Genomic DNA, 21847 nt, shown 5'->3' with positions numbered 1-21847 from the left:
CAAATAAGTAAGGTCCTACGTGAGCACCGCTGGAACCCACGAGCATCGACGGCAATTGCACCAATCAGCCCACACAAAAAAAGGCCCAGTGTCCTTCGGACGTGGGCCTTTCTTGTTCGTTCAGCAGGCGTTAAACGCCCAGCGAATTACTTGTTCAAGTTGTAATCTTTTTCCGCAGCATCAAAACGCTCGACCATGCCCACCGTCGGTGCGCCCATCTTGCTCACGAAGTAGATCGCCAGGCTGGCGAAGATGAAGCCTGGGATGATTTCGTACAGGCCCAGCAATTCGAAGTGCTTCCACACGATCACGGTGATCGCGCCGACCAGGATGCCGGCCAGGGCGCCGTTGCGGGTCATGTGTTTCCAGATGACCGAGATCAGTACCACGGGGCCGAAGGCTGCACCGAAACCGGCCCAGGCGTAGCTGACCAGGCCCAGTACGCGGTTTTCCGGGTTGGCGGCCATGGCGATGGCGATCAAGGCCACTACCAGCACCATGATGCGACCGACCCATACCAGCTCAAGCTGGGAAGCGCCTTTGCGCAGGAACGCCTTGTAGAAGTCTTCCGTCAGGGCGCTGGAGCACACCAGCAGTTGGCAGCTCAGGGTGCTCATCACAGCCGCCAGAATGGCCGACAGCAACACACCGGCAACCCATGGGTTGAACAGGATTTTGGCCAGCTCGATAAACACACGCTCTGGGTTTTCAGTCACCGGGCCCGCCACTTCCGGGTGCGCCGAGAAGTAAGCGATACCGAAGAAGCCCACCGCCACGGTGCCGCCCAAGCACAGGATCATCCAGGTCATGGAGATGCGACGCGCCTTGGCGATCGACTTAACCGAGTCCGCCGCCATGAAGCGCGCGAGGATGTGCGGCTGGCCGAAGTAGCCCAGGCCCCAGCCCATCAACGAGATAACGCCGATGAAGGTGGTGTTTTTCAGCATGTCGAAGCTGGTCGGGTCCTTGGCTTCAATGGCCAGGAAGGTGGTGTCTACGCCGCCGGTGGCCAGCAGCACGATAATCGGCGTGAGGATCAGCGCGAAGATCATCAGCGTGGCTTGCACGGTGTCGGTCCAGCTGACTGCCAGGAAACCACCGATGAAGGTGTAGGCAATAGTCGCCGCAGCACCGGCCCACAGCGCGGTCTCGTAGGACATGCCGAAGGTGCTTTCGAACAGGCGGGCGCCGGCGACGATGCCGGAGGCGCAGTAGATGGTGAAGAACACCAGGATCACCACGGCGGAGATGATCCGCAGCAGGCCGCTTTTATCTTCGAAGCGGCTGGAGAAGTAATCCGGCAGGGTCAGGGCGTCGCCGTTGTGTTCGGTCTGCACGCGCAGGCGGCCGGCCACGAACAACCAGTTGAGGTAGGCACCGACGATCAGGCCGATGGCAATCCAGCTTTCCGACAGACCGGACATGTAGATCGCGCCCGGCAAGCCCATCAACAGCCAGCCGCTCATGTCGGAAGCACCGGCGGACAAGGCTGTCACCACGCTACCGAGGCTGCGACCGCCCAGGATGTAATCGGAAAGGTTGTTGGTGGAGCGATAGGCCATCAGGCCGATCAGCACCATTGCTGCGATGTAGATCACGAACGTGATCAGGGTTGGATTACTAACGCTCATAGGAGTGACGCCCTGGCTTTGTTTTTATGTAGCGACGGTCATGGGGACGGCCACCCGTGGATAACCGGATAGACGAACCTGCATGCCGCGCATTTATGACTGGCGTTTCCCCAGGAAAGCCGCCAGCCGATGAACCCACCCAGAGGGTTGGTTGCACCTTGGTGCGCGAATGCTATTCAACAAAGCAAATAAGGTGCAACCAGTTTCTGCCGATTAAGTTGCACCCAAGTGTGTTTTAGGACAAACGCGCTTTTTTTGCTCCTTTTCGGAGCAAGAACAGCCGATCTCAGAAGCAAATGCACCAGCGCGAAGCGGATTCGGTCGTGTGTTTATTTTTTTCCGATCAAGCGTCGAATATTTAACCAACAAAAGGGTTGCACCCGGTTGCACCTCAGGATGGGCAAAGCTAATCTTGCCGCCAGCAGATGCCACTCGGTAGTGGCACCCATGAGGATAAAAAAATGGCAACGACCACCCTTGGGGTCAAACTCGACGACCCGACCCGCGAACGCCTGAAGGCCGCCGCGACCTCCATTGATCGCACGCCGCACTGGCTGATCAAGCAGGCGATTTTCAATTACCTGGAGAAACTCGAGGGTGGTGCAACCCTGTCCGAGCTCAATGGCTTGAGCACCAAGGAGGCCGATGATGCCGGCGAGGTCCAGGCCGACCACGCCCACCAGTGCTTCCTTGAGTTCGCCGAGAGCATCCTGCCGCAATCGGTATTGCGTGCCGCAATCACCGCCGCTTACCGCCGCCCCGAGCCGGAAGTGGTACCGATGCTGATCGAACAGGCGCGCCTGCCGGCACCGATGGCCGAAGCCACCAACAAGCTGGCCGCGAGCATTGCCGAAAAACTGCGCAATCAGAAGAGTGCCGGCGGCCGTGCCGGTATTGTTCAGGGCCTGCTGCAAGAATTCTCCCTGTCGTCCCAGGAAGGCGTGGCGCTGATGTGCCTGGCCGAAGCGCTGCTGCGCATCCCGGACAAAGGCACCCGCGATGCACTGATCCGCGACAAGATCAGCACCGGCAACTGGCAGCCGCATTTGGGCAACAGCCCATCGCTGTTCGTCAACGCCGCTACCTGGGGCCTGCTGCTGACTGGCAAGCTGGTGTCCACCCACAACGAAGCAGGGCTGACCTCGTCCCTGAGCCGCATCATCGGCAAGAGCGGCGAGCCGATGATCCGCAAGGGCGTCGACATGGCCATGCGCCTGATGGGCGAGCAGTTCGTCACCGGCGAAACCATCGCCGAAGCCTTGGCCAATGCGAGCAAATTCGAAGCCAAGGGCTTCCGCTATTCCTACGACATGCTCGGTGAAGCCGCACTCACCGAACACGACGCCCAGAAGTACCTGGCCTCGTACGAACAAGCCATTCATTCCATCGGCAAAGCCTCCCATGGCCGTGGGATCTATGAAGGCCCGGGCATCTCCATCAAACTCTCCGCCCTGCACCCGCGCTACAGCCGTGCGCAGTACGAGCGTGTGATGGATGAGCTGTACCCGCGCCTGCTGTCGCTGACTTTGCTGGCCAAGCAGTACGACATCGGCCTGAACATCGACGCCGAAGAAGCCGACCGCCTGGAGCTGTCCCTGGACCTGCTCGAGCGCCTGTGCTTCGAGCCGCAATTGACTGGCTGGAACGGCATCGGCTTTGTGATCCAGGCGTACCAGAAGCGTTGCCCGTATGTGATCGACTACGTCATCGCCCTGGCCCGCCGCAGCCGCCATCGCCTGATGATCCGCCTGGTAAAAGGCGCGTACTGGGACAGCGAAATCAAGCGCGCCCAGGTCGAAGGCCTGGAAGGCTACCCGGTCTACACCCGCAAGGTATACACCGACGTTTCCTACATTGCCTGCGCACGCAAACTGCTGTCGGTGCCGGAAGTCATCTACCCGCAGTTCGCCACGCACAACGCCCACACCCTGTCGGCTATCTACCACATCGCCGGTCAGAACTATTACCCCGGCCAGTACGAGTTCCAGTGCCTGCACGGCATGGGTGAACCGCTGTACGAACAGGTTGTAGGCAAGGTTTCCGAAGGCAAGCTGAACCGTCCGTGCCGTGTATACGCACCGGTTGGTACCCACGAAACACTGCTGGCCTATCTGGTACGCCGCCTGCTGGAAAACGGTGCCAACACCTCGTTCGTCAACCGTATCGCTGACCAGTCCATCTCGATCCAGGAATTGGTAGCCGACCCGGTGGCCAGCATCGAGCAAATGGCAACCCAGGAAGGCGGTTTCGGCCTGCCACACCCGCGCATCCCTTTGCCGCGTGACCTGTACGGCAGCGACCGCGCCAACTCGGCCGGTATCGACCTGGCCAACGAACATCGTCTGGCCTCGCTGTCCTGCGCCCTGCTGGCCACCGCTCACAACAACTGGAAGGCCGCACCGATGCTCGGTTGCGCCGCCAGCAATGAAACGGCTCAACCGGTGCTGAACCCGTCCGACCTGCGTGATGTGGTCGGCCAGGTACAGGAAGCCACCGTCGAAGACGTCGACAACGCCATCCAGTGCGCCATCAGCGCCGCACCGATCTGGCAGGCCACCCCGCCCGCCGAACGCGCTGCCATCCTGGAACGCGCCGCCGACCTGATGGAAGGCGAGATCCAGCCGCTGATGGGCCTGCTGGCCCGTGAAGCCGGCAAGACCTTCGCCAACGCCATCGCGGAAGTGCGTGAAGCCGTGGACTTCCTGCGCTACTACGCAGTGCAGGCGCGCAACGACTTCACCAATGACGCCCACCGCCCATTGGGCCCAGTGGTGTGCATCAGCCCGTGGAACTTCCCGCTCGCCATCTTCAGCGGCCAGGTAGCTGCAGCGCTGGCTGCCGGTAACCCGGTGCTGGCCAAGCCTGCCGAGCAGACGCCGCTGGTGGCTGCCCAGGCCGTACGCATCCTGCTTGAAGCCGGCATTCCGGAAGGTGTGCTGCAATTGCTGCCAGGCCAGGGCGAAAGCGTCGGTGCCCGTCTGGTGGGTGATGATCGCGTCAAAGGCGTGATGTTCACCGGTTCCACCGAAGTGGCGCGCCTGCTGCAACGCAATGTCGCCGGTCGCCTGGATGCCCAGGGTCGCCCGATTCCGCTGATCGCCGAAACCGGTGGCCAGAACGCGATGATCGTCGATTCCTCGGCGCTGACCGAACAAGTGGTGATCGACGTCGTATCGTCGGCCTTCGACAGCGCCGGTCAACGTTGTTCGGCCCTGCGCGTACTGTGCCTGCAGGAAGATTCGGCAGACCGTGTGGTCGAAATGCTCAAGGGCGCCATGGCTGAATGCCGCCTGGGTAACCCGGAACGCCTGTCGGTCGACATCGGCCCGGTGATCGACGCCGAAGCCAAGGCCGGTATCGAGAAACACATCCAGGCCATGCGCGACAAAGGCCGCAACGTTTACCAGGTGGCGATTGCCGACGGTGAAGAGATCAAGCGCGGCACCTTCGTGATGCCGACCCTGATCGAGCTGGAAAGCTTCGACGAACTGCAACGCGAGATCTTCGGCCCGGTATTGCACGTAGTGCGCTACAAGCGCAAAGAGATCGACCAGCTCATCGGCCAGATCAACGCTTCCGGCTACGGCCTGACCCTGGGCGTGCACACCCGCATCGACGAGACCATCGCCAAGGTGATCGACAACGTCAATGCCGGTAACGTCTACGTCAACCGCAACATTGTTGGCGCCGTGGTCGGCGTGCAGCCGTTCGGCGGCGAAGGCCTGTCCGGCACTGGCCCGAAAGCCGGTGGCCCGCTGTACCTGTACCGCTTGCTGTCGACTCGTCCTACCGATGCGATCGAGCAATCCTTCGTACGGGGCGACAAGCTGGCCGCGCCGGATGTGCGCCTGCGTGATGCCATGAGCCAATCGCTGACCGCCCTGAAAACCTGGGCCGACGGCAATAAGTTCAGCGAACTGAGCGCGTTGTGCACGCAGTTCGCCGCCCAATCGCAGAGCGGTATCACCCGCCAACTGGCCGGCCCGACTGGCGAGCGCAACAGCTACGCCATCCTGCCGCGCGAGCACGTGCTGTGCCTGGCCGAAGTGGAAGGCGACCTGCTGACCCAACTGGCGGCGGTATTGGCCGTCGGTGGTTCGGCGGTATGGCCGGAAACCGAGCTGACCAAGGCCTTGTTCCCACGCCTGCCTAAAGAGATTCAGGCGAAGATCAAGCGCGTGGCCGACTGGTCCAAGGACGACGTGGTGTTTGACGCTGTGCTGCATCACGGTGATTCCGACCAACTGCGTGCGGTGTGCCAGCAAGTGGCGCAGCGCGGTGGGGCAATTGTCGGGGTGCATGGCATGTCGCAAGGCGAAACGGCGATTGCGCTGGAGCGTCTGGTGATCGAGCGTGCGTTGAGCGTTAACACTGCTGCAGCGGGTGGTAACGCCAGCCTGATGACCATCGGCTAACTGATACAACGCGGCTGATCGCGGCTGATCGTTCCCACGCTCCGCGTGGGAATGCAGCTCAAGGACGCTCTGCGTCCAGAAGCGTGACGCGGAGCGTCAAAAGAGGCGTTCCCACGCAGAGCGTGGGAACGATCTCGATGCCTCGCCAGCGTTCTGCCCTTCTATCACTTAAATCAATCTTGCTATCCCCCCTCCATTCGCGGACTTAGACTCAGGCCAATTCCTTCAAAGGTACGCCGCCATGTCCGAGACGCTGCTCAGTTCCCGCAATCTGGCTTTCGAGCTGTACGAAGTCCTCGATGCCGAGGGCCTGACCCAGCGCGAGCGGTTTGCCGAACACAACCGCGAAACCTTCGATGCCGCGATCAGCACGGCGCGCAACATCGCAGAAAAGTACTTCGCCCCTCACAACCGCAAGAACGACGAAAACGAACCGCGCTATGAAAACGGCCAGGCGATCCTGATCCCGGAGGTCAAACCCGCCGTGGACGCCTTCCTTGAAGCCGGCTTCCTCAACGCAGCACGTAGCTTTGAAGCAGGCGGCATGCAACTGCCGACCCTGTTGTCCCAGGCTTGTTTCGCGCACTTCCAATCGGCCAACGCCGCCTCGACGTCCTACCCGTTCCTGACCATGGGCGCCGCCAACCTCATTGAGAGCTTCGGCACCGAGGAGCAGAAACAACGCTTCCTGCAGCCAATGATCGACGGGCGCTTCTTCGGCACCATGGCCCTGACCGAGCCCCATGCAGGTTCCTCCCTGTCGGACATTCGGACCCGTGCAGAACCCGCGGCTGACGGCAGTTATCGGCTCAAGGGCAACAAGATCTTTATCTCCGGTGGCGACCATTCGCTGTCGGAAAACATCGTGCACATGGTGCTGGCCAAATTGCCGGACGCTCCCGCAGGCGTGAAGGGCATTTCGCTGTTTATCGTGCCCAAGTTCCTGGTCAACGATGACGGCAGCCTGGGCGCTCGCAACGATGTGCTGCTGGCGGGGCTGTTCCACAAGATGGGCTGGCGCGGCACCACGTCCACGGCGCTTAACTTTGGCGATAACGGCAACTGTGTCGGCTACCTGGTGGGCAAGCCGCACCAGGGGCTGAGCTGCATGTTCCAGATGATGAACGAGGCACGCATCGGCGTAGGCATGGGCGCGGTAATGCTCGGTTACGCCGGCTACCTTTACTCGCTGGACTACGCCCGCGAACGGCCCCAGGGGCGCCTGCCTGATAGCAAAGATCCGAGCACCGCACCGGTGGCGATCATCCAGCATGCCGACATCAAGCGCATGCTGCTGACCCAGAAAGCCTATGTGGAAGGCGCCTTTGACCTCGGCCTCTACGCGGCGCGGCTATTCGACGACACCACCACCCTGCAAACCGACACCGAACGCAAGCAAGCCCACGAATTGCTCGACCTGCTCACGCCCATCGTCAAATCCTGGCCGTCGGAGTTCTGCCTCAAGGCCAACGAGCTGGCGATCCAGATTCTCGGCGGCCACGGCTACACCCGCGAATACCCGGTGGAGCAGTACTACCGCGACAACCGCCTGAACCCCATCCATGAAGGCACCCACGGCATCCAGTCCCTGGACCTGCTCGGGCGCAAATTGGCGCAGAATGGTGGTGCCGGCTTGAAGCAATTGATTCGCCTGATCGCTGAAACCGGAGCCCGGGCGCAAAAGCACCCTTCACTCACGGCACTGCGAGAGCCTCTGGAGCAACTGGTAAACCGGCTGCAAAGCGTCACGATTGGCCTGCTGACCGATCTCGCCCAAGGCAAGGTCAACAGCAGCCTGGCGAACTCGGCGCTGTACTTGAAAGTGTTCGGGCACACGGTGATTGGCTGGCGCTGGCTGGAACAGGCGATCCGCGCCGAAGAAGGGCTGGCCAAGGGTGACGCGGCTGACGCGGCCTTTTATAAGGGCAAGCTCCAGGCCGCCCGGTACTTCCTGACCTGGGAAATACCGAGCTGCCATCATGAACTGGCGATTCTGGAAGCACGCGACGATACGTGCCTGGGCATGCAAGACGAGTGGTTCTAAGGCTGACCGATCACCTTGGAAATCACATCGACCGTGGCGCTGACTTGCTCTTGGTAACGGTCGAGTTCCTGCTGGTGCGCCTGTTGCATTTCAATCTGCTCGGCGCACAGGTTCAGCGCGGCCAGTACCAATAGTTTGTCACCGATCAGGGTCGGGTACTTTTTCTTGGTAACCGCCAGGGAGGCCTTGAGCATGGTCACGGCATGCATCAAGGTCTGATCTTCGCCGGCCGGTGCCTTGATCGAGTAATCCTCTCCGAGAATCGAAACGACCTTTATGCCCTCACTCATGCGCTGACAGGCCCTGCACTTACACGCTCAACCAGCGCCTGAATGCGGGCGGCGGTGGCGCCGTGCTTTTCTTCCTGTTCCATCAGGTTCAGTTGCAGGCTGTCGTTTTCGTCCTTGGCGCGGGCCAGCTCGGCCTTGAGGGATTCGTTGCTGCCCAGCAATTCTTGATTCTGCTGTACGAGGTCGCTGACCAGTTGTTCCAATTGGCTGAGGGATGCTTCTAACATTTTGATTTCTCGGGCTTTTAAAAAGGGCGGTGACGATAAAGAAAATTCACCTCGGATGCCAGGGTTATCCCTGGCCGCGCAGCCCGATGATGCAAGGCCGGGCCGCACTTTCGAGCCTTAGTGACTGCATTTACCCGATCTGGTTCCTGAACTCACCCAACCCCTGGTCCGATGCGACAAAAGCGCGCGCCCCCTTAAGACTTTAGTCGCATGGCCGATAAGGCGGGCACACCTCGTCTCATGGCCGCATGGATAGCGCCTCCCCCAGGACTCCAGCATGTCTCTTCGTAATATGAATATCGCCCCGAGGGCCTTCCTCGGCTTCGCGTTTATTGGCGCCTTGATGTTGTTGCTCGGTGTGTTCGCCCTGAACCAGATGAGCAAAATTCGTGCAGCCACCGAAGACATCACCTCGGCCAGCGTGCCCAGCATTCGCGCCCTGGATGAATTCACCCAACTGACCCTGCGCCTGCGCGTGCTGTCGTACCGCTTGCTGACCAACCGCGAGCCGGATGTACAGCAAAAGACCCTGGAAGCCTTCGAACTGCGCAATCAACAGATTCGCACAGCCCAGGACATCTACGAAAAACTGATCACCAGCACCGAAGAGCGCAACGTCTACAACGAGTACGTGCGCCTGCTGGGCCAGTACCGCCAGATTGAAGAGCGCATGAAGAGCCTGTCTCGCGCCAATCAGGTCAACGAGCTGCGCAGCCTGCTCAACACCGAGTTGCTGGACAACTCCGAGCAGGTCAATGCGGTCTTGACCCGCTTGCTGGATATCAATAACGACGACGCCAACGCCACCAACCAGCGCGCCAAAGACCAATACGACATGGCCTTTGACCTGGTGGTAGGCCTGCTGGTGATTGCCACGGCGCTGACCTTGCTGTTTGCCTGGTTGCTGACCCGCAGCATCACCCTGCCCATCGCCCAGGCGCTAGAAGCCGCCGAAGAAGTGGCCGAAGGCAACCTGACGCGCCCGATCAGTGTGGACGGCAACGACGAAGCCGGGCGCCTGCTCGCGGCCATGGCCAAGATGCAACACAAACTGCGCGACACCCTGCAACGTATCGCCGGCTCCGCTACCCAGCTGGCGTCTGCCGCTGAAGAGCTGAATGCGGTCACCGACGAAAGCGCCCGTGGCCTGACCCAGCAGAACAACGAAATCGAACAGGCCGCCACTGCCGTCAACGAGATGACCAGCGCGGTGGAAGAAGTCGCACGCAACGCGGTGAGCACCTCCGAAGCCTCGCGCAATGCCACCACCTCCGCCGGTGACGGTCGCGACCTGGTGCAGGAAACCGTTAGCGCTATCGAACGCATGAGTACCGACGTGCAGGCCACCGCTTCCCTGATTGGCGACCTGGCCAATGAATCGAGGGATATCGGTAAAGTGCTGGACGTGATCCGTGGCCTGGCTGACCAGACCAACCTGCTGGCCCTGAACGCCGCGATCGAAGCAGCGCGAGCCGGGGAAGCCGGGCGTGGTTTCGCCGTGGTGGCCGATGAAGTGCGGGCGCTGGCCCATCGCACCCAGCAGTCCACCAGCGAAATCGAGCGCATGATCGGCAGCATCCAGACAGGCACTGAACACGCGGTGGATTCGATGCGCAACAGCACCGAGCGCGCCGAATCGACACTCAACATCGCCCGAGGCGCGGGCCTGTCGCTGGACACTATCAACACGGCGATTGTGGAGATCAACGAGCGCAACCTGGTGATCGCCAGTGCGGCGGAAGAACAGGCTCAGGTGGCGCGGGAAGTGGACCGCAACCTGGTGAATATCCGTGACCTGTCGGTGCAATCGGCAACCGGCGCCAGCCAGACCAGCGCGGCGAGCGGTGAGTTGTCGCGCTTGGCGGTGGATCTGAATGGGATGGTCGGAAGGTTCCGCCTCTGAAATAAGCCTTTGCTCACACCGCATACCTTGTGGGAGCTGGCTTGCCTGCGATAGCAATCTGTCAGCTAACGCCCATAGCGCCTGGCACACCGCAATCGCAGGCAAGCCAGCTCCTACATTTGAGCGATGTGCAGCCACAAAAGCTTTTTGACAGCGCAGCAATTCAACAGGTTAGAATCCCTGGCACGCAGACTGCATGGTCAGTTTGCGTCCTGTCTTCCCCCTGCCCTGGAGTACTGCCTTTGAATGCGACGACCATCAACAGCCTGTTCTTGATCGGCGCGTTGCTGGTGACTGCGAGCATTCTGGTGAGTTCGCTTTCGTCACGCCTGGGTATCCCTATCCTGGTGATTATCCTGGCCGTGGGCATGACCGCCGGGGTCGATGGCGGTGGCATCATTTTCGATAACTACCCCACCGCCTATCTGGTGGGTAACCTCGCCCTCGCCGTGATCCTGCTCGACGGCGGTTTGCGCACCCGGGTGGCGAGTTTCCGCGTGGCGCTGTGGCCGGCCTTGTCCCTGGCCACGGTGGGGGTGTTGATTACCACCGGCCTCACGGGGATGGCCGCGGCCTGGCTGTTTAACCTCAATATCATTCAAGGCTTGCTGATCGGCGCCATCGTCGGCTCCACAGACGCCGCGGCGGTATTCTCGTTGCTGGGCGGCAAGGGCCTCAACGAGCGGGTCAGCGCCAGCCTGGAAATCGAATCCGGCAGCAACGACCCGATGGCGGTGTTCCTCACCGTCACCCTGATCGACATGCTCGCCAGCGGCCAGACCGGCCTGCACTGGAGCCTGCTCACGCACCTGATCCGCGAATTCGGCATCGGTGGCCTGGTAGGCCTGGGCGGCGGCTGGCTGATGTTGCAACTGGTCAACCGCATCAACCTGGCCAACGGCCTGTACCCGATCCTTGTGATCGCGGGCGGCCTATTCGTATTCGCCCTGACCAACGCCCTGCACGGCAGCGGCTTCCTCGCCGTGTACCTGTGCGGCTTGGTCATCGGCAACCGCCCGGTGCGCAGCCGGCATGGCATTTTGCATATGCTCGACGGCATGGCCTGGCTGGCGCAGATCGGGATGTTCTTGGTGCTGGGCCTGCTGGTCACGCCTCACGATTTGCTGCCCATCGCCCTGCCCGCCCTGGGCCTGGCGCTGTGGATGATCCTGTTTGCCCGGCCGCTGTCGGTGATGGTTGGCCTGCTGCCATTCAAGGCGTTCCACGGGCGCGAAAAAGCCTTTATAGCCTGGGTGGGCCTGCGCGGCGCGGTACCGATCATCCTCGCGGTGTTCCCGCTGATGGCCGGCCTGCCCCATGCGCAGCTGTACTTCAACCTGGCATTCTTTATCGTGCTGGTCTCGCTGTTGGTGCAGGGCACCAGCCTGCCGTGGGTGGCCAAGTTGCTCAAAGTCACCGTACCGCCAGACCCGGCGCCGATCTCCCGCGCGGCCCTGGAAGTGCACGTTACCAGCGAGTGGGAGCTGTTCGTCTACCGCCTGGGCGCCGAAAAATGGTGCATCGGCGCGGCCCTGCGCGAGCTGAAAATGCCCGAAGGCACGCGCATCGCCGCGCTGTTTCGTGGCCAGCAACTGCTCCATCCGTCGGGTAGTACGGTGCTGGAAGTCGGCGATTTGCTCTGTGTGATCGGCCACGAACACAACCTGCCGGCCCTGGGCAAATTGTTCAGCCAGGCGCCGCAACGGGGCCTCGATTTGCGCTTCTTCGGTGACTTCGTACTCGAAGGCGACGCCCAGCTGGGCGCGGTTTCCGCCTTGTACGGGCTCAAGCTTGAAGGTATCGACCCGGACATGCCATTGAGCCGCTTCATTACCCAGAAGGTTGGCGGTGCACCGGTAGTCGGCGACCAGGTGGAGTGGAACAACACCATCTGGACCGTCGCCGTCATGGACGGGAACAAGATTGGCAAAGTCGGCGTCAGATTCCCCGAAGGAAGTCGCCCGGGCCCCGGACTCTTCCTCTAAACTGCGGGACAACGACGCCCCGATTCTTCACTTTGCAAGACCGGTCTCTATGCCAACCCTGCGTACTTTTCTCGCCACTGCCCTGCTGGGCCTGACCCTTTGTGTTGGCAGCGTATACGCCGCCGACCCGCCCAGCGCCGAAGCCGTCCAGCAAAGCCTGGATAAACTGCCCGACCGCAAGCTGCCTGACGCCGACATGAAGGCGCTGCAGGCGACCCTGCAACAGACCCTGACCTACCTGGGCAATCAGCAGGACTACGAGCAGCGCCTGGCCGACCTCAAGCGCCAGCTGGAAGAGGCCCCGCGCCAGACCAATGAGAACCAGCGTGAGCTGGCGCGCCTCAAGGCCACCAAAATCATTCCGGTGGCCCAACGCTACGCCAGCCTGCCGGTGCCGCAGCTTGAGCAGTTATTGGTGCAACGCAGCACCCAGCAAGGCGACCTGCAAAAAGAACTGGCCGACGCCAACAGCCTGACCATCGCCGCCCAGACCCGCCCTGAGCGCGCCCAGACCGAGATCAGCAGCAGTCAGACGCGCATCCAGCAAATCAACGCGACGCTCAAGCTTGGCAAAGACAATGGCAAACCTCTCAGCGGCGACCAGCGCAACCAGCTCAACGCCGAACTGGCGGCCCTGAATGCCTTGATTCCCCTGCGCCGCCAGGAATTGGCCGGCAACAGCCAGCTGCAAGACCTGGGCAACAGCCAGCACGACCTGATTCAGGAAAAAACCGCACGCCTGGAGCAAGAAATCCAGGACCTGCAAACCCTGATCAACCAGAAACGCCTGGCCCAGTCCCAGCAGACGGTGACCCAACAGTCCATCGAAGCGCAGAAAGCCGGCGGCAGTAGCATCCTTGCCAAGGAAAGCGCAGACAACCTGAAGCTGTCCGACTACCTGCTCAAAAGCACCGACCGCCTCAACGACCTGACCCAGAAAAACCTGCAGACCAAGCAGCAACTGGACACCGTGACCCAAAGCGATTCGGCCCTGGACGAGCAGATCAACGTGCTCAAGGGCAGCCTGCTGCTGTCCAAGATTCTCTATAAACAAAAGCAGGCCCTGCCGCGTCTCACCGTGGACAAAGACCTGGCCGACGACATCGCCAACATTCGCCTGTATCAGTTCGAGGTCAACCAACAGCGTGAGCTGATCAGTTCCCCAAGCGCCTATGTGGACAACCTGCTGGCGAACCAGCCACCGGATGAGGTCACCCCGCAACTGCGCCGCACCTTGCTGGAAGTGGCGATCACCCGCAGCGACCTGCTGGAGCGTCTGAGCCGCGAGCTGAGTGCACTGCTCAACGAATCCATCACCCTGCAACTGAACCAGAAACAACTGCTCAGCACCGCCAGCACCCTGCGGGCCACGCTCGACGAGCAAATGTTCTGGATCCCCAGCAACAAGCCGCTGGACACTGAATGGCTGGAAACCGTACCGGCGCATCTGAGCAAACAGGTCACCACCCTGCCTTGGGCGTCCAGCGTCAGTGAGCTGTATGACGGCCTGACCCAACGCCCACTGCTGTTCCTGCCGTTGCTGTTGCTGATCGGCGCGCTGTTGTGGCGACGCAATGCGCTGTATGTGCGCCTGAAAAAGGTTCACCAGGACATCGGCCACTTCAAGCGCGACAGCCAGTGGCATACGCCGCAGGCCATCCTGATCAACATCCTGCTGGCGATGCCCGTGGCCCTTGGCCTGGCGCTGTGCGGCTACGCGTTGCAGATCGACGCCCGCGGGCAAAACGCCAACCTGGGCGCGGCCTTGCTGCAGATCGCCCAAGCCTGGCTGGTGTTCTACACCGCCTACCGCATCCTCGCGCCGGGCGGCGTGGCGGAGCTGCACTTTCGCTGGGAGAGGCCGCAGGTCGAATTCCTGCAAGGCTGGATACGCAAGCTCGGGCTGGTGGTACTGGCGTTGGTGGCCGTGGTCGCGATTGCCGAACATCAACCGGCGGCGCTGGCTGACGACGTGTTGGGTATCGCCGTGGTACTGACCTGCTACGGGCTGATGGCCTGGCTGCTGGGCCGCCTGCTGCTGAACAGCCCGACCCACGAAAAGGCCTCGTTGTTTCGCAAAGCTATCGGCGTGGTGTTCACCGCCCTGCCCATCGCACTGTTTATTGCCGTGTGCTTTGGCTATTACTACACCGCACTGAAACTCAGTGACCGGCTGATCAACACCCTGTACCTGCTGATGTTCTGGCTGGTGATCGAAGCCACCTTCGTGCGCGGCCTGGGTGTTGCCGCACGGCGCCTGGCCTACGCCCGCGCCCTGGCCAAACGCCAGGCAGCCAAGGAGGCCGGTGACGGCGAAGCGGTGATCGAAGAGCCGACCCTGGACATCGAGCAAGTCAACGAACAGTCCATGCGCCTGATCCGCCTGGCCCTGCTCGGCGGCTTTATCGCGGCGTTGTATTGGGTGTGGTCGGACCTGATCTCGGTATTTTCCTACCTGGACAACGTCACGCTGTACGAATACACCAGCGGTACCGGTGCGAATATCAGCATGGTGCCCATCAGCATCGGCGACCTGCTCGGTGCGTCGATCATCATCGGCATCACCTTCGCCCTGGCGCGCAACCTGCCCGGTCTGCTGGAAGTGCTGGTGCTGTCCAAGCTGGACTTGGCCCAGGGCAGCGCCTACGCCACCACCACCTTGCTGTCCTATATCATTGCCGGCGTGGGCTTTGTCACCACCCTTTCCACCCTCGGTGTGAGCTGGGACAAGCTGCAATGGCTGGTGGCCGCGCTGTCGGTGGGCCTGGGTTTCGGCATGCAGGAGATCTTCGCCAACTTCATCTCCGGCATCATGATTTTGTTCGAACGCCCGGTGCGCATCGGCGACACTATTACCATCGGCAACCTGTCGGGTACGGTGAGCAAGATCCGTATTCGTGCCACCACCATTACCGACTTCGACAATAAAGACATCATTGTCCCCAACAAGACCTTCATTACCGGGCAGTTGATCAACTGGTCGCTGACCGACACCATCACTCGGGTGACCCTCAAACTCGGCGTGGACTACGGCTCCGACCTCGACCTGGTGAAGGAACTGTTGCTGAAAGCCGCTCGGGAAAACCCTCGGGTCCTGAAAGAACCGGAACCCCATGTGTACTTCCTCAACTTCGGCGAAAGCACACTGGACCATGAGCTGCGCATGCACGTGCGCGACCTGGGCGACCGCAACCCGGTGCTCGACGAGGTCAACCGCTTTATCAACCGTGAGTTCAAGAAACAGCACATCAACATCTCGTTCCGGCAGATGGAGATCTACCTGAAAAACCTCCACGGCCAGGAATACAAACTGGTGCCGGCCGAGGATGAGCGCAAGACCATCGTGCAGCCCGTCGACCAGCCCGACGCCCCAGAGCCACCTGCGGGCAAAGTAGTGGATGCGCCGGAGCCGCCACCCAGCAAACTCGACTAAATGCCCTATCCCCAGCAGAATGCTCGGACATTCTGCTGGAGATGGCCGGTGAAAGCCCTCGACGAACTGACCTTCGACAACCGCTTCGCACGCCTGGGCGACGCATTCTCGACCCACGTACTGCCCGAGCCCCTCGACGAGCCGCGCTTGGTCGTCGCGAGCAAGGCTGCCATGGCCCTGCTCGATCTCGACCCGGCCGTGGCCGAAACCCCGGTATTTGCCGAGCTGTTCGGCGGCCACAAGCTGTGGGCCGAGGCAGAACCACGGGCGATGGTGTATTCCGGGCATCAATTCGGCGGCTACACCCCGCAGTTGGGCGATGGCCGCGGGTTATTGCTGGGCGAGGTCTATAACGAGGCCGGCGAGCATTGGGATTTACACCTCAAGGGCGCCGGGATGACGCCTTACTCGCGCATGGGCGACGGGCGTGCCGTGTTGCGCTCTTCGATTCGTGAATTCCTCGCCTCCGAGGCCCTGCATGCGCTAGGCATCCCCACCAGCCGCGCCCTGTGCGTGATCGGTTCCAGCACGCCGGTATGGCGGGAGAAACAGGAACGCGGGGCGATGGTTTTACGCCTGGCCCACAGCCATATTCGCTTCGGACACTTCGAATATTTCTACTACACCAAGAAGCCTGAGCAGCAGGCCGAACTCGCCGAGCACGTGCTGAACCTGCACTACCCCGAATGCCGCGAGCAACCCGAGCCTTACCTGGCGATGTTCCGCGAAATCGTCGAGCGCAACGCCGAAATGATCGCCAAGTGGCAGGCTTATGGTTTTTGCCACGGCGTGATGAACACCGACAACATGTCGATCCTGGGCATTACCTTCGACTTCGGACCTTTCGCGTTTCTCGACGATTTTGACGCGCACTTCATCTGCAACCATTCCGATCATGAAGGCCGCTACTCCTTCAGCAACCAGGTGCCGATCGGGCAGTGGAACCTCAGCGCCTTGGCACAGGCGCTCACGCCATTCATCAGCGTTGAGGCACTGAAGGAAGCCCTCGGCCTGTACCTGCCGCTGTATCAAGCGCACTACCTGGACCTGATGCGCCGCCGGCTGGGGCTGACCACCGCCGAAGAAGACGACCAGACGCTGGTGGAGGGTTTGCTCAAGCTGATGCAGAACAGCGGTGTGGACTACACGCTGTTCTTCCGCCGCCTGGGCGACGAATCGGCGACGTTAGCCGTGGCGCGGTTGCGTGATGACTTTGTCGACATGGCCGGGTTTGATGCCTGGGCCGAGCGGTACAAGGCCCGTGTTGCACGGGATGGGGATTACACCCAGGAACAGCGCCGTGAGCGCATGCACGCGGTCAACCCGCTATATATCCTGCGTAACTACCTGGCCCAAAACGCCATCACCGCCGCCGAATCAGGCGACTACAGCGAAGTGCGGCGGCTGCATGACGTGCTGACCAGGCCGTTTGAGGAACAAGCGGGCATGGAGCAGTACGCGCAACGGCCCCCGGATTGGGGTAAGCATTTGGAGATTAGTTGTTCGTCGTGACCCCTTAGATAAAGGTCTCCACCGACACCCCGAAACGCTCGGCCAGCCAACGAATCTGGCGCACGTTGAGCTGGCGTTTTCCGCTCAGTATCTCCGAGACAACCGATTGCGCCCCAACGCCAGGAAGGTCACTCTGGGTAAGATTGTGCTCGCGCATCATGTAGCGCAGCACATCGACCCCGCTGGCTACGGGCATTGGGCGATGCTCACGATCATAAGCTTCGATCCAGTCGCTCAGAATGTCGACCAGGCTCATCAGCGGGCTGTCCTCGTCTTCACCCACCAGACTCAATAGCTCATCCAAACCGCATACCAATGCGTCGTAGTCTGCCTCGTTTTCCGGCTTGCGCAGCACAGGCGAAACGAACTGCCAGTGCTCTGCCGCCACTCGCATAAGTGCGCTCATCTGATTTTTTCCTTCCATTTGTTTTTCTCATAATCACGGTGGTCAAGCAGGTGTTTGATGTAAACGCGCTGCATTCGATACTGCACCGACGCAATCAACCTCAGCTTGTTACCGCCAATATCAAATACATGAAATTCACCTACCTTGTCGGTGGCGGGAAACATGGCTTTCATTGCGGCAAAGTCCTTGGGGGCGTTGCGCTTGATCACGCGATACCACTGATCCAGAGCTGTTGCAGAGCGCGGCCATTTTCCTTTTGCTTCCCAGATCCTGCTTTCACTGATGACTCGCATGCAACGTCCTTATCGCATCTTGCTATGAAGGTTAAACCTGAATTCGAACTATCGCAATTTGCTATAGCCGCAAACAGACCGGTGGTGCACAACAAAAAGCCTAGCCACACCGTTCACGCTGGCGAGGACGAAAATGTGAGCGAATAAGTATCTATATCCTTGATAAACCTCTGTCTCGACACCAAATACCCAACTGGCCAAACCCCAGGAGCCTCCGATGTCCGAACCTCTTGTCATCCCCTGCCCTCATTGCAACGGCCTCAACCGCATCCCCGGCGAACGCCTGGGTGATGCGCCCAAGTGCGGGCGCTGCAAGCAGTCGGTGTTGCTGAACAAACCCTTTGATTTGAAACAGGGTGACTATGCCAACCAGATCAAGGGCGACCTGCCGCTCCTGGTCGATGTGTGGGCCGACTGGTGCGGGCCGTGCAAGTCGTTTGCGCCGGTATTCGAACAGGCCGCCGGGCAGTTGGAAGGCAAGTGCCGGCTGGCGAAGCTGGACAGCGAGGCTAACCAGCAGCTGTCGGCGCAATTGGGGATTCGCTCGATTCCCAGTTTGATTCTGTTCAAGAACGGCCGCGAAGTGGCGCGCCAGAGCGGGGCATTCCCGTTGCCGCAGTTGATGAGTTGGTTGAGCAGCCAGGGGGTGTAAACATCCCCCTCAATCAACTCGGTCAATGTGGGAGCTGGCTTGCCTGCGATGCAGTCAACTCGGTGATTCAGGCACACCGAGTCGATATCTTCGCAGGCAAGCCAGCTCCCACATTTGGATCGCGGTGCCTCATCTCGATCAGCGTGGGCTGTCAGGCCGTAACCGGCAAGCCCGGCTCCCACCGTGTTCGGTGTTGCCTGTTGGGTCAGGCGTTTTCCAGCAGGTTGTGCAGGTCTACGAACTGCTGCGTCAGCTTATGCCGTGGGTCCAGGTGGATCAGCGGCTTGCTCTCCTGGTGCGACTCGCGCATACGCACGGAGCTGGCCAGGTACACCGGCAGTACCGGCAGCCCTTCGGCAATCAATTCATCGAGAATCTGTTGCGGCAGGCTCGCCCGTGCCTGGAATTGGTTGACCACGATGCCTTCCACTTCAAGGCCTTCGTTATGGTCGTCCTTCAATTCTTCGATCTCAGCCAGCAGGCCATACAGGGCCTGGCGGGAAAAGCTGTCGCAATCGAAGGGGATCAGTACGCGATCGGCGGCAATCAGCGCCGAAACCGCGTAAAAATTCAGCGCTGGAGGCGTATCCAGGTAGATTCGGTCGTAATCTTCGCTCAGTTCATCCAGCAGCTTTCGCAGCTTGTTGATTTTGTGCTTGGCCTCAAGCTTGGGCTGCAGGTCGGCCAGTTCCGGGGTGGCGGTGATCACATGCAGATTATCGAACGGGGTTTCGTAGATATCTACCCTGTTTTTCTTCGAAAACGGCCCCGTCGACAGGGTTTGCTTGAAAAAATCCGCGATTCCCATGGGGATGTCGTCGCCCGTCAGCCCGGTGAGGTACTGGGTTGAGTTGGCCTGTGCATCGAGGTCCACCAACAGGGTTCGATAACCTTCGCTGGCGCTGACCGCCGCCAGGTTGCAGGCGATGCTGGACTTGCCCACACCGCCTTTTTGATTGAACACCACGCGCCGCATGGAAAAACCTCCGTGTATCAATGAATCTCCCGAGTGTAGAGCGCGAAAGCGCCGGTTAGCTACCTCGTTCATCCTTACGCGCTGCCTGGCTCACAAATGAATGGAAACCGCGCACCGATCGAGTCCGGCCTTCGCTCGCCGATAATCTGTAAATTCTTCCAACTTATTTGTGATCAATAGTGAACAAACTTTCACCACTATTTGCTAGAACCCCACGGCACCGGGATAATGCGCGCCATACGGCCATTGCTCCCTGTCCCGGAATCCGGGGCCATTGGCCGCACATGGAAGCCCGCAGGGGCGGGATAACTTCTCAGTGATCAACTTCAACATCGCCCAATGGCGCGCCTGGGCTCCTGGCCTTGCGAGTGCGGACGACTGGTACGCCTGGTGCCGGGACCCGGTGTTGCCGCCTGTCAGCGAAGCGTCCCCCGATGTGTCATTTTTGCCAGCCATGCAGCGCCGTCGTCTGAGCCGGCTGGCGCGCATGGCGTTCAGCGTCGGCTGGCCGCTGGCCGAGGGCCTTGAAGACCTGCCACTGGTGTTTATTTCCCGCCACGGTGAAACCCCGCGCACCTTGGACATTCTCAGCGACCTGGCCAACGAGCAGCCGCTGTCGCCGACTCAGTTCAGCCTGTCGGTGCATAACGCGGTAATTGGCCTGTGGTCGATCCTGCGCAATGAAACCAGCGAGATGACCGCCCTCGCCGCCGCCGGCGATGGCCTCGAACACGGCCTGCTCGAAGCCGCCGCGTTGCTCAACGAGGGCGCCGCCGCCGTATTGCTGGTGATCACTGAAGAACAACCGCCACACGCCTACGCCAGCTGGATTACAGATGTGCCCTTCCCCTATGCCCTCGGCCTGTTGCTCACGCCGGGCGACGAGTGGCAACTGGAACTCACCACCGGCACTGTCCAACTCACTCAAACCCAGTGGCCCCACGCCCTGAACCTGCTGCGCACCCTGCTGACCGAACAGGGCGCCTGCCAACATGCCTGGAAGAACCGAGTATGGAACTGGCAACGCAAGCCCTGACCCACAAGCCACGGCAGGCCTATTACTGGCGCCTGTTCGCCACGGCCCTCAGCTTTTGCCTGTTTGGCATCGGCGGGCTGTGCCTGCGTTTGCTGGTGTTTCCGCTGCTCAGTTGCCTGCCGGGCGATGCCAGCCAGCATCAACGGCGCGCACGCCACACCATCAGTTGCCTGTTCTGGTTTTTTATTCGCTTGATGAAGGGCCTGGGCATTCTCACCTACAGCGTCGAGGGAGCCGAAAAGCTTGGCCGCCCTGGCCAGATGATCGTCGCCAACCACCCGTCGCTGATCGACGTGGTGTTCCTGATCGGCCTGATGCGCCAGACCAACTGCGTGGTCAAGCAGAGCCTGTTCCAGAACCCGTTCACCCGCAGCCCGGTGCGCGATGCCGGCTATATCAGCAACGACGGCAGTGCCGACATGCTCGATGCCGCAGCCGACGCCCTGCGCGCCGGCCAGACGCTGATCATCTTTCCCGAAGGCACCCGCACCACGCCGGGCGCAGCGCCGGCCTTTCATCGCGGCGGTGCAGCCATTGCGCTGCGTGGTGCGACAATCATCACGCCGGTGGTGATCAAGGTCAGCCCCACCACCCTGACCAAGGCCGAACCCTGGTATCGCATCCCCCACCGTCGATTTCACTTCAGTTTGCGCGTGGGCGCCGATATAGAGCCACAAGCGTTTGCCGCAGTCGGGCCCGCGCCCCAGGCTTCACGCAAGCTCAACGATCACCTGCATCACTATTTCATTAAGGAGCTCGCCGAAGATGAGCGACCAACACCGCCTTGAGCACGACATAAAGACGCTGATCATCGAGGCCCTGGGCCTGGAAGACATCAGCCCCGACGATATTGGCAGCGACCAGACCCTGTTTGGCGAAGGCCTGGGCCTGGATTCGGTCGATGCGCTGGAATTGGGCCTGGCGATCCAGAAAAAATACGGCATCAAAATCGATGCCGACGCCAAGGACACCCGCAATCACTTCACCAACGTGGCCAGCCTTGCGGCGTTCGTCACGGCCCGACAGGCAGCTTGAGACCGTACC

General features: G+C 60.8%; 16 protein-coding genes and 1 pseudogene. 11 read left to right on the top strand and 6 right to left on the bottom strand.

Annotated features, from left to right (window positions below; genetic code table 11):
- Positions 1 to 146: 146 nt before the first annotated feature.
- Positions 147 to 1631 (bottom strand): sodium/proline symporter PutP, encoded by a 1485-nt coding sequence (gene putP / locus OC445_RS07860; RefSeq protein WP_034125609.1) that lies wholly within the window; start codon positions 1629 to 1631, stop codon positions 147 to 149.
- Positions 1632 to 2092: 461 nt separating this feature from the next.
- On the opposite strand from putP, the gene putA reads away from it, so the two are divergent.
- Complete coding sequence (putA, locus tag OC445_RS07855) at positions 2093 to 6046, top strand: trifunctional transcriptional regulator/proline dehydrogenase/L-glutamate gamma-semialdehyde dehydrogenase (protein ID WP_262020048.1); 3954 nt, start codon at positions 2093 to 2095, stop codon at positions 6044 to 6046.
- A gap of 241 nt (positions 6047 to 6287) precedes the next feature.
- Positions 6288 to 8090, top strand: a complete 1803-nt coding sequence (locus OC445_RS07850; protein ID WP_198790491.1) for an acyl-CoA dehydrogenase — start codon at positions 6288 to 6290, stop codon at positions 8088 to 8090.
- On the opposite strand, the gene OC445_RS07845 is transcribed toward OC445_RS07850, so the two are convergent.
- Positions 8087 to 8380: a cell division protein ZapA gene (locus OC445_RS07845; protein WP_003187971.1), complete on the bottom strand. Its 294-nt coding sequence runs from the start codon at positions 8378 to 8380 to the stop codon at positions 8087 to 8089. The two genes, OC445_RS07850 and OC445_RS07845, sit on opposite strands and share 4 nt — an antisense overlap.
- Positions 8377 to 8607, bottom strand: coding sequence for a hypothetical protein (locus tag OC445_RS07840; protein WP_003187970.1), 231 nt, complete (start codon positions 8605 to 8607; stop codon positions 8377 to 8379). Before OC445_RS07840 ends, OC445_RS07845 begins: the two co-directional genes overlap by 4 nt.
- 277 nt (positions 8608 to 8884) lie before the next feature.
- Between OC445_RS07840 and OC445_RS27095 the strand changes: the two are divergent.
- The 5 genes and pseudogenes from OC445_RS27095 to selO form a co-directional block, all read left to right on the top strand.
- Positions 8885 to 9607: pseudogene (locus OC445_RS27095) on the top strand (MCP four helix bundle domain-containing protein); the annotation flags it as partial.
- Positions 9608 to 9637: 30 nt separating this feature from the next.
- The gene (locus OC445_RS27090) at positions 9638 to 10510 is read left to right on the top strand and encodes a methyl-accepting chemotaxis protein (RefSeq protein WP_370694794.1); all 873 of its coding nucleotides are present in this window, start codon (positions 9638 to 9640) and stop codon (positions 10508 to 10510) included.
- Positions 10511 to 10752: 242 nt separating this feature from the next.
- Positions 10753 to 12495, top strand: coding sequence for a potassium/proton antiporter (locus tag OC445_RS07830; RefSeq protein WP_034125605.1), 1743 nt, complete (start codon positions 10753 to 10755; stop codon positions 12493 to 12495).
- A 49-nt stretch (positions 12496 to 12544) separates the two neighbouring features.
- Entirely contained in the window at positions 12545 to 15928 is a 3384-nt protein-coding gene (gene mscK, locus OC445_RS07825; RefSeq protein WP_262020047.1) for a mechanosensitive channel MscK, read from the top strand.
- A 48-nt stretch (positions 15929 to 15976) separates the two neighbouring features.
- Positions 15977 to 17440, top strand: coding sequence for a protein adenylyltransferase SelO (gene selO / locus OC445_RS07820; RefSeq protein WP_072445847.1), 1464 nt, complete (start codon positions 15977 to 15979; stop codon positions 17438 to 17440).
- A 4-nt stretch (positions 17441 to 17444) separates the two neighbouring features.
- Here selO and OC445_RS07815 read toward each other — a convergent pair whose 3' ends face one another.
- A complete protein-coding gene (locus OC445_RS07815) occupies positions 17445 to 17846 on the bottom strand; it encodes a type II toxin-antitoxin system HigA family antitoxin (protein ID WP_034125602.1) in 402 nt (133 codons plus the stop codon).
- Complete coding sequence (locus OC445_RS07810; protein ID WP_003187960.1) at positions 17843 to 18139, bottom strand: type II toxin-antitoxin system HigB family toxin; 297 nt, start codon at positions 18137 to 18139, stop codon at positions 17843 to 17845. Before OC445_RS07810 ends, OC445_RS07815 begins: the two co-directional genes overlap by 4 nt.
- Before the next feature lie 217 nt (positions 18140 to 18356).
- Here OC445_RS07810 and trxC point away from each other — a divergent pair, with 217 nt between their 5' ends.
- Positions 18357 to 18791, top strand: coding sequence for a thioredoxin TrxC (gene trxC, locus OC445_RS07805; RefSeq protein ID WP_034125600.1), 435 nt, complete (start codon positions 18357 to 18359; stop codon positions 18789 to 18791).
- Positions 18792 to 18996: 205 nt separating this feature from the next.
- Here the strand turns inward: trxC and OC445_RS07800 are convergent, their stop codons facing one another.
- Entirely contained in the window at positions 18997 to 19767 is a 771-nt protein-coding gene (locus tag OC445_RS07800) for a ParA family protein (RefSeq protein WP_034125599.1), read from the bottom strand.
- Between the two features lie 316 nt (positions 19768 to 20083).
- Between OC445_RS07800 and OC445_RS07795 the strand changes: the two genes are divergently transcribed.
- The 3 genes from OC445_RS07795 to OC445_RS07785 are packed head-to-tail and all read left to right on the top strand — an operon-like array spanning position 20084 to position 21838.
- Positions 20084 to 20803, top strand: a complete 720-nt coding sequence (locus tag OC445_RS07795; protein ID WP_054896224.1) for a beta-ketoacyl synthase chain length factor — start codon at positions 20084 to 20086, stop codon at positions 20801 to 20803.
- Positions 20779 to 21591, top strand: a complete 813-nt coding sequence (locus OC445_RS07790) for a lysophospholipid acyltransferase family protein (protein ID WP_003187953.1) — start codon at positions 20779 to 20781, stop codon at positions 21589 to 21591. Before OC445_RS07795 ends, OC445_RS07790 begins: the two co-directional genes overlap by 25 nt.
- Positions 21569 to 21838 carry a phosphopantetheine-binding protein gene (locus OC445_RS07785; protein WP_034125597.1) on the top strand — a complete coding sequence of 90 codons (270 nt, stop codon included), beginning with the start codon at positions 21569 to 21571 and terminating at the stop codon, positions 21836 to 21838. Before OC445_RS07790 ends, OC445_RS07785 begins: the two co-directional genes overlap by 23 nt.
- Positions 21839 to 21847 lie beyond the last annotated feature (9 nt).

The sequence above is a fragment of the Pseudomonas sp. Pse35 genome, from assembly GCF_024519715.1.
Taxonomy (GTDB): Bacteria; Pseudomonadota; Gammaproteobacteria; order Pseudomonadales; family Pseudomonadaceae; genus Aquipseudomonas; species Aquipseudomonas paracarnis.
This window is presented reverse-complemented; position numbering and strand designations above follow the sequence as displayed.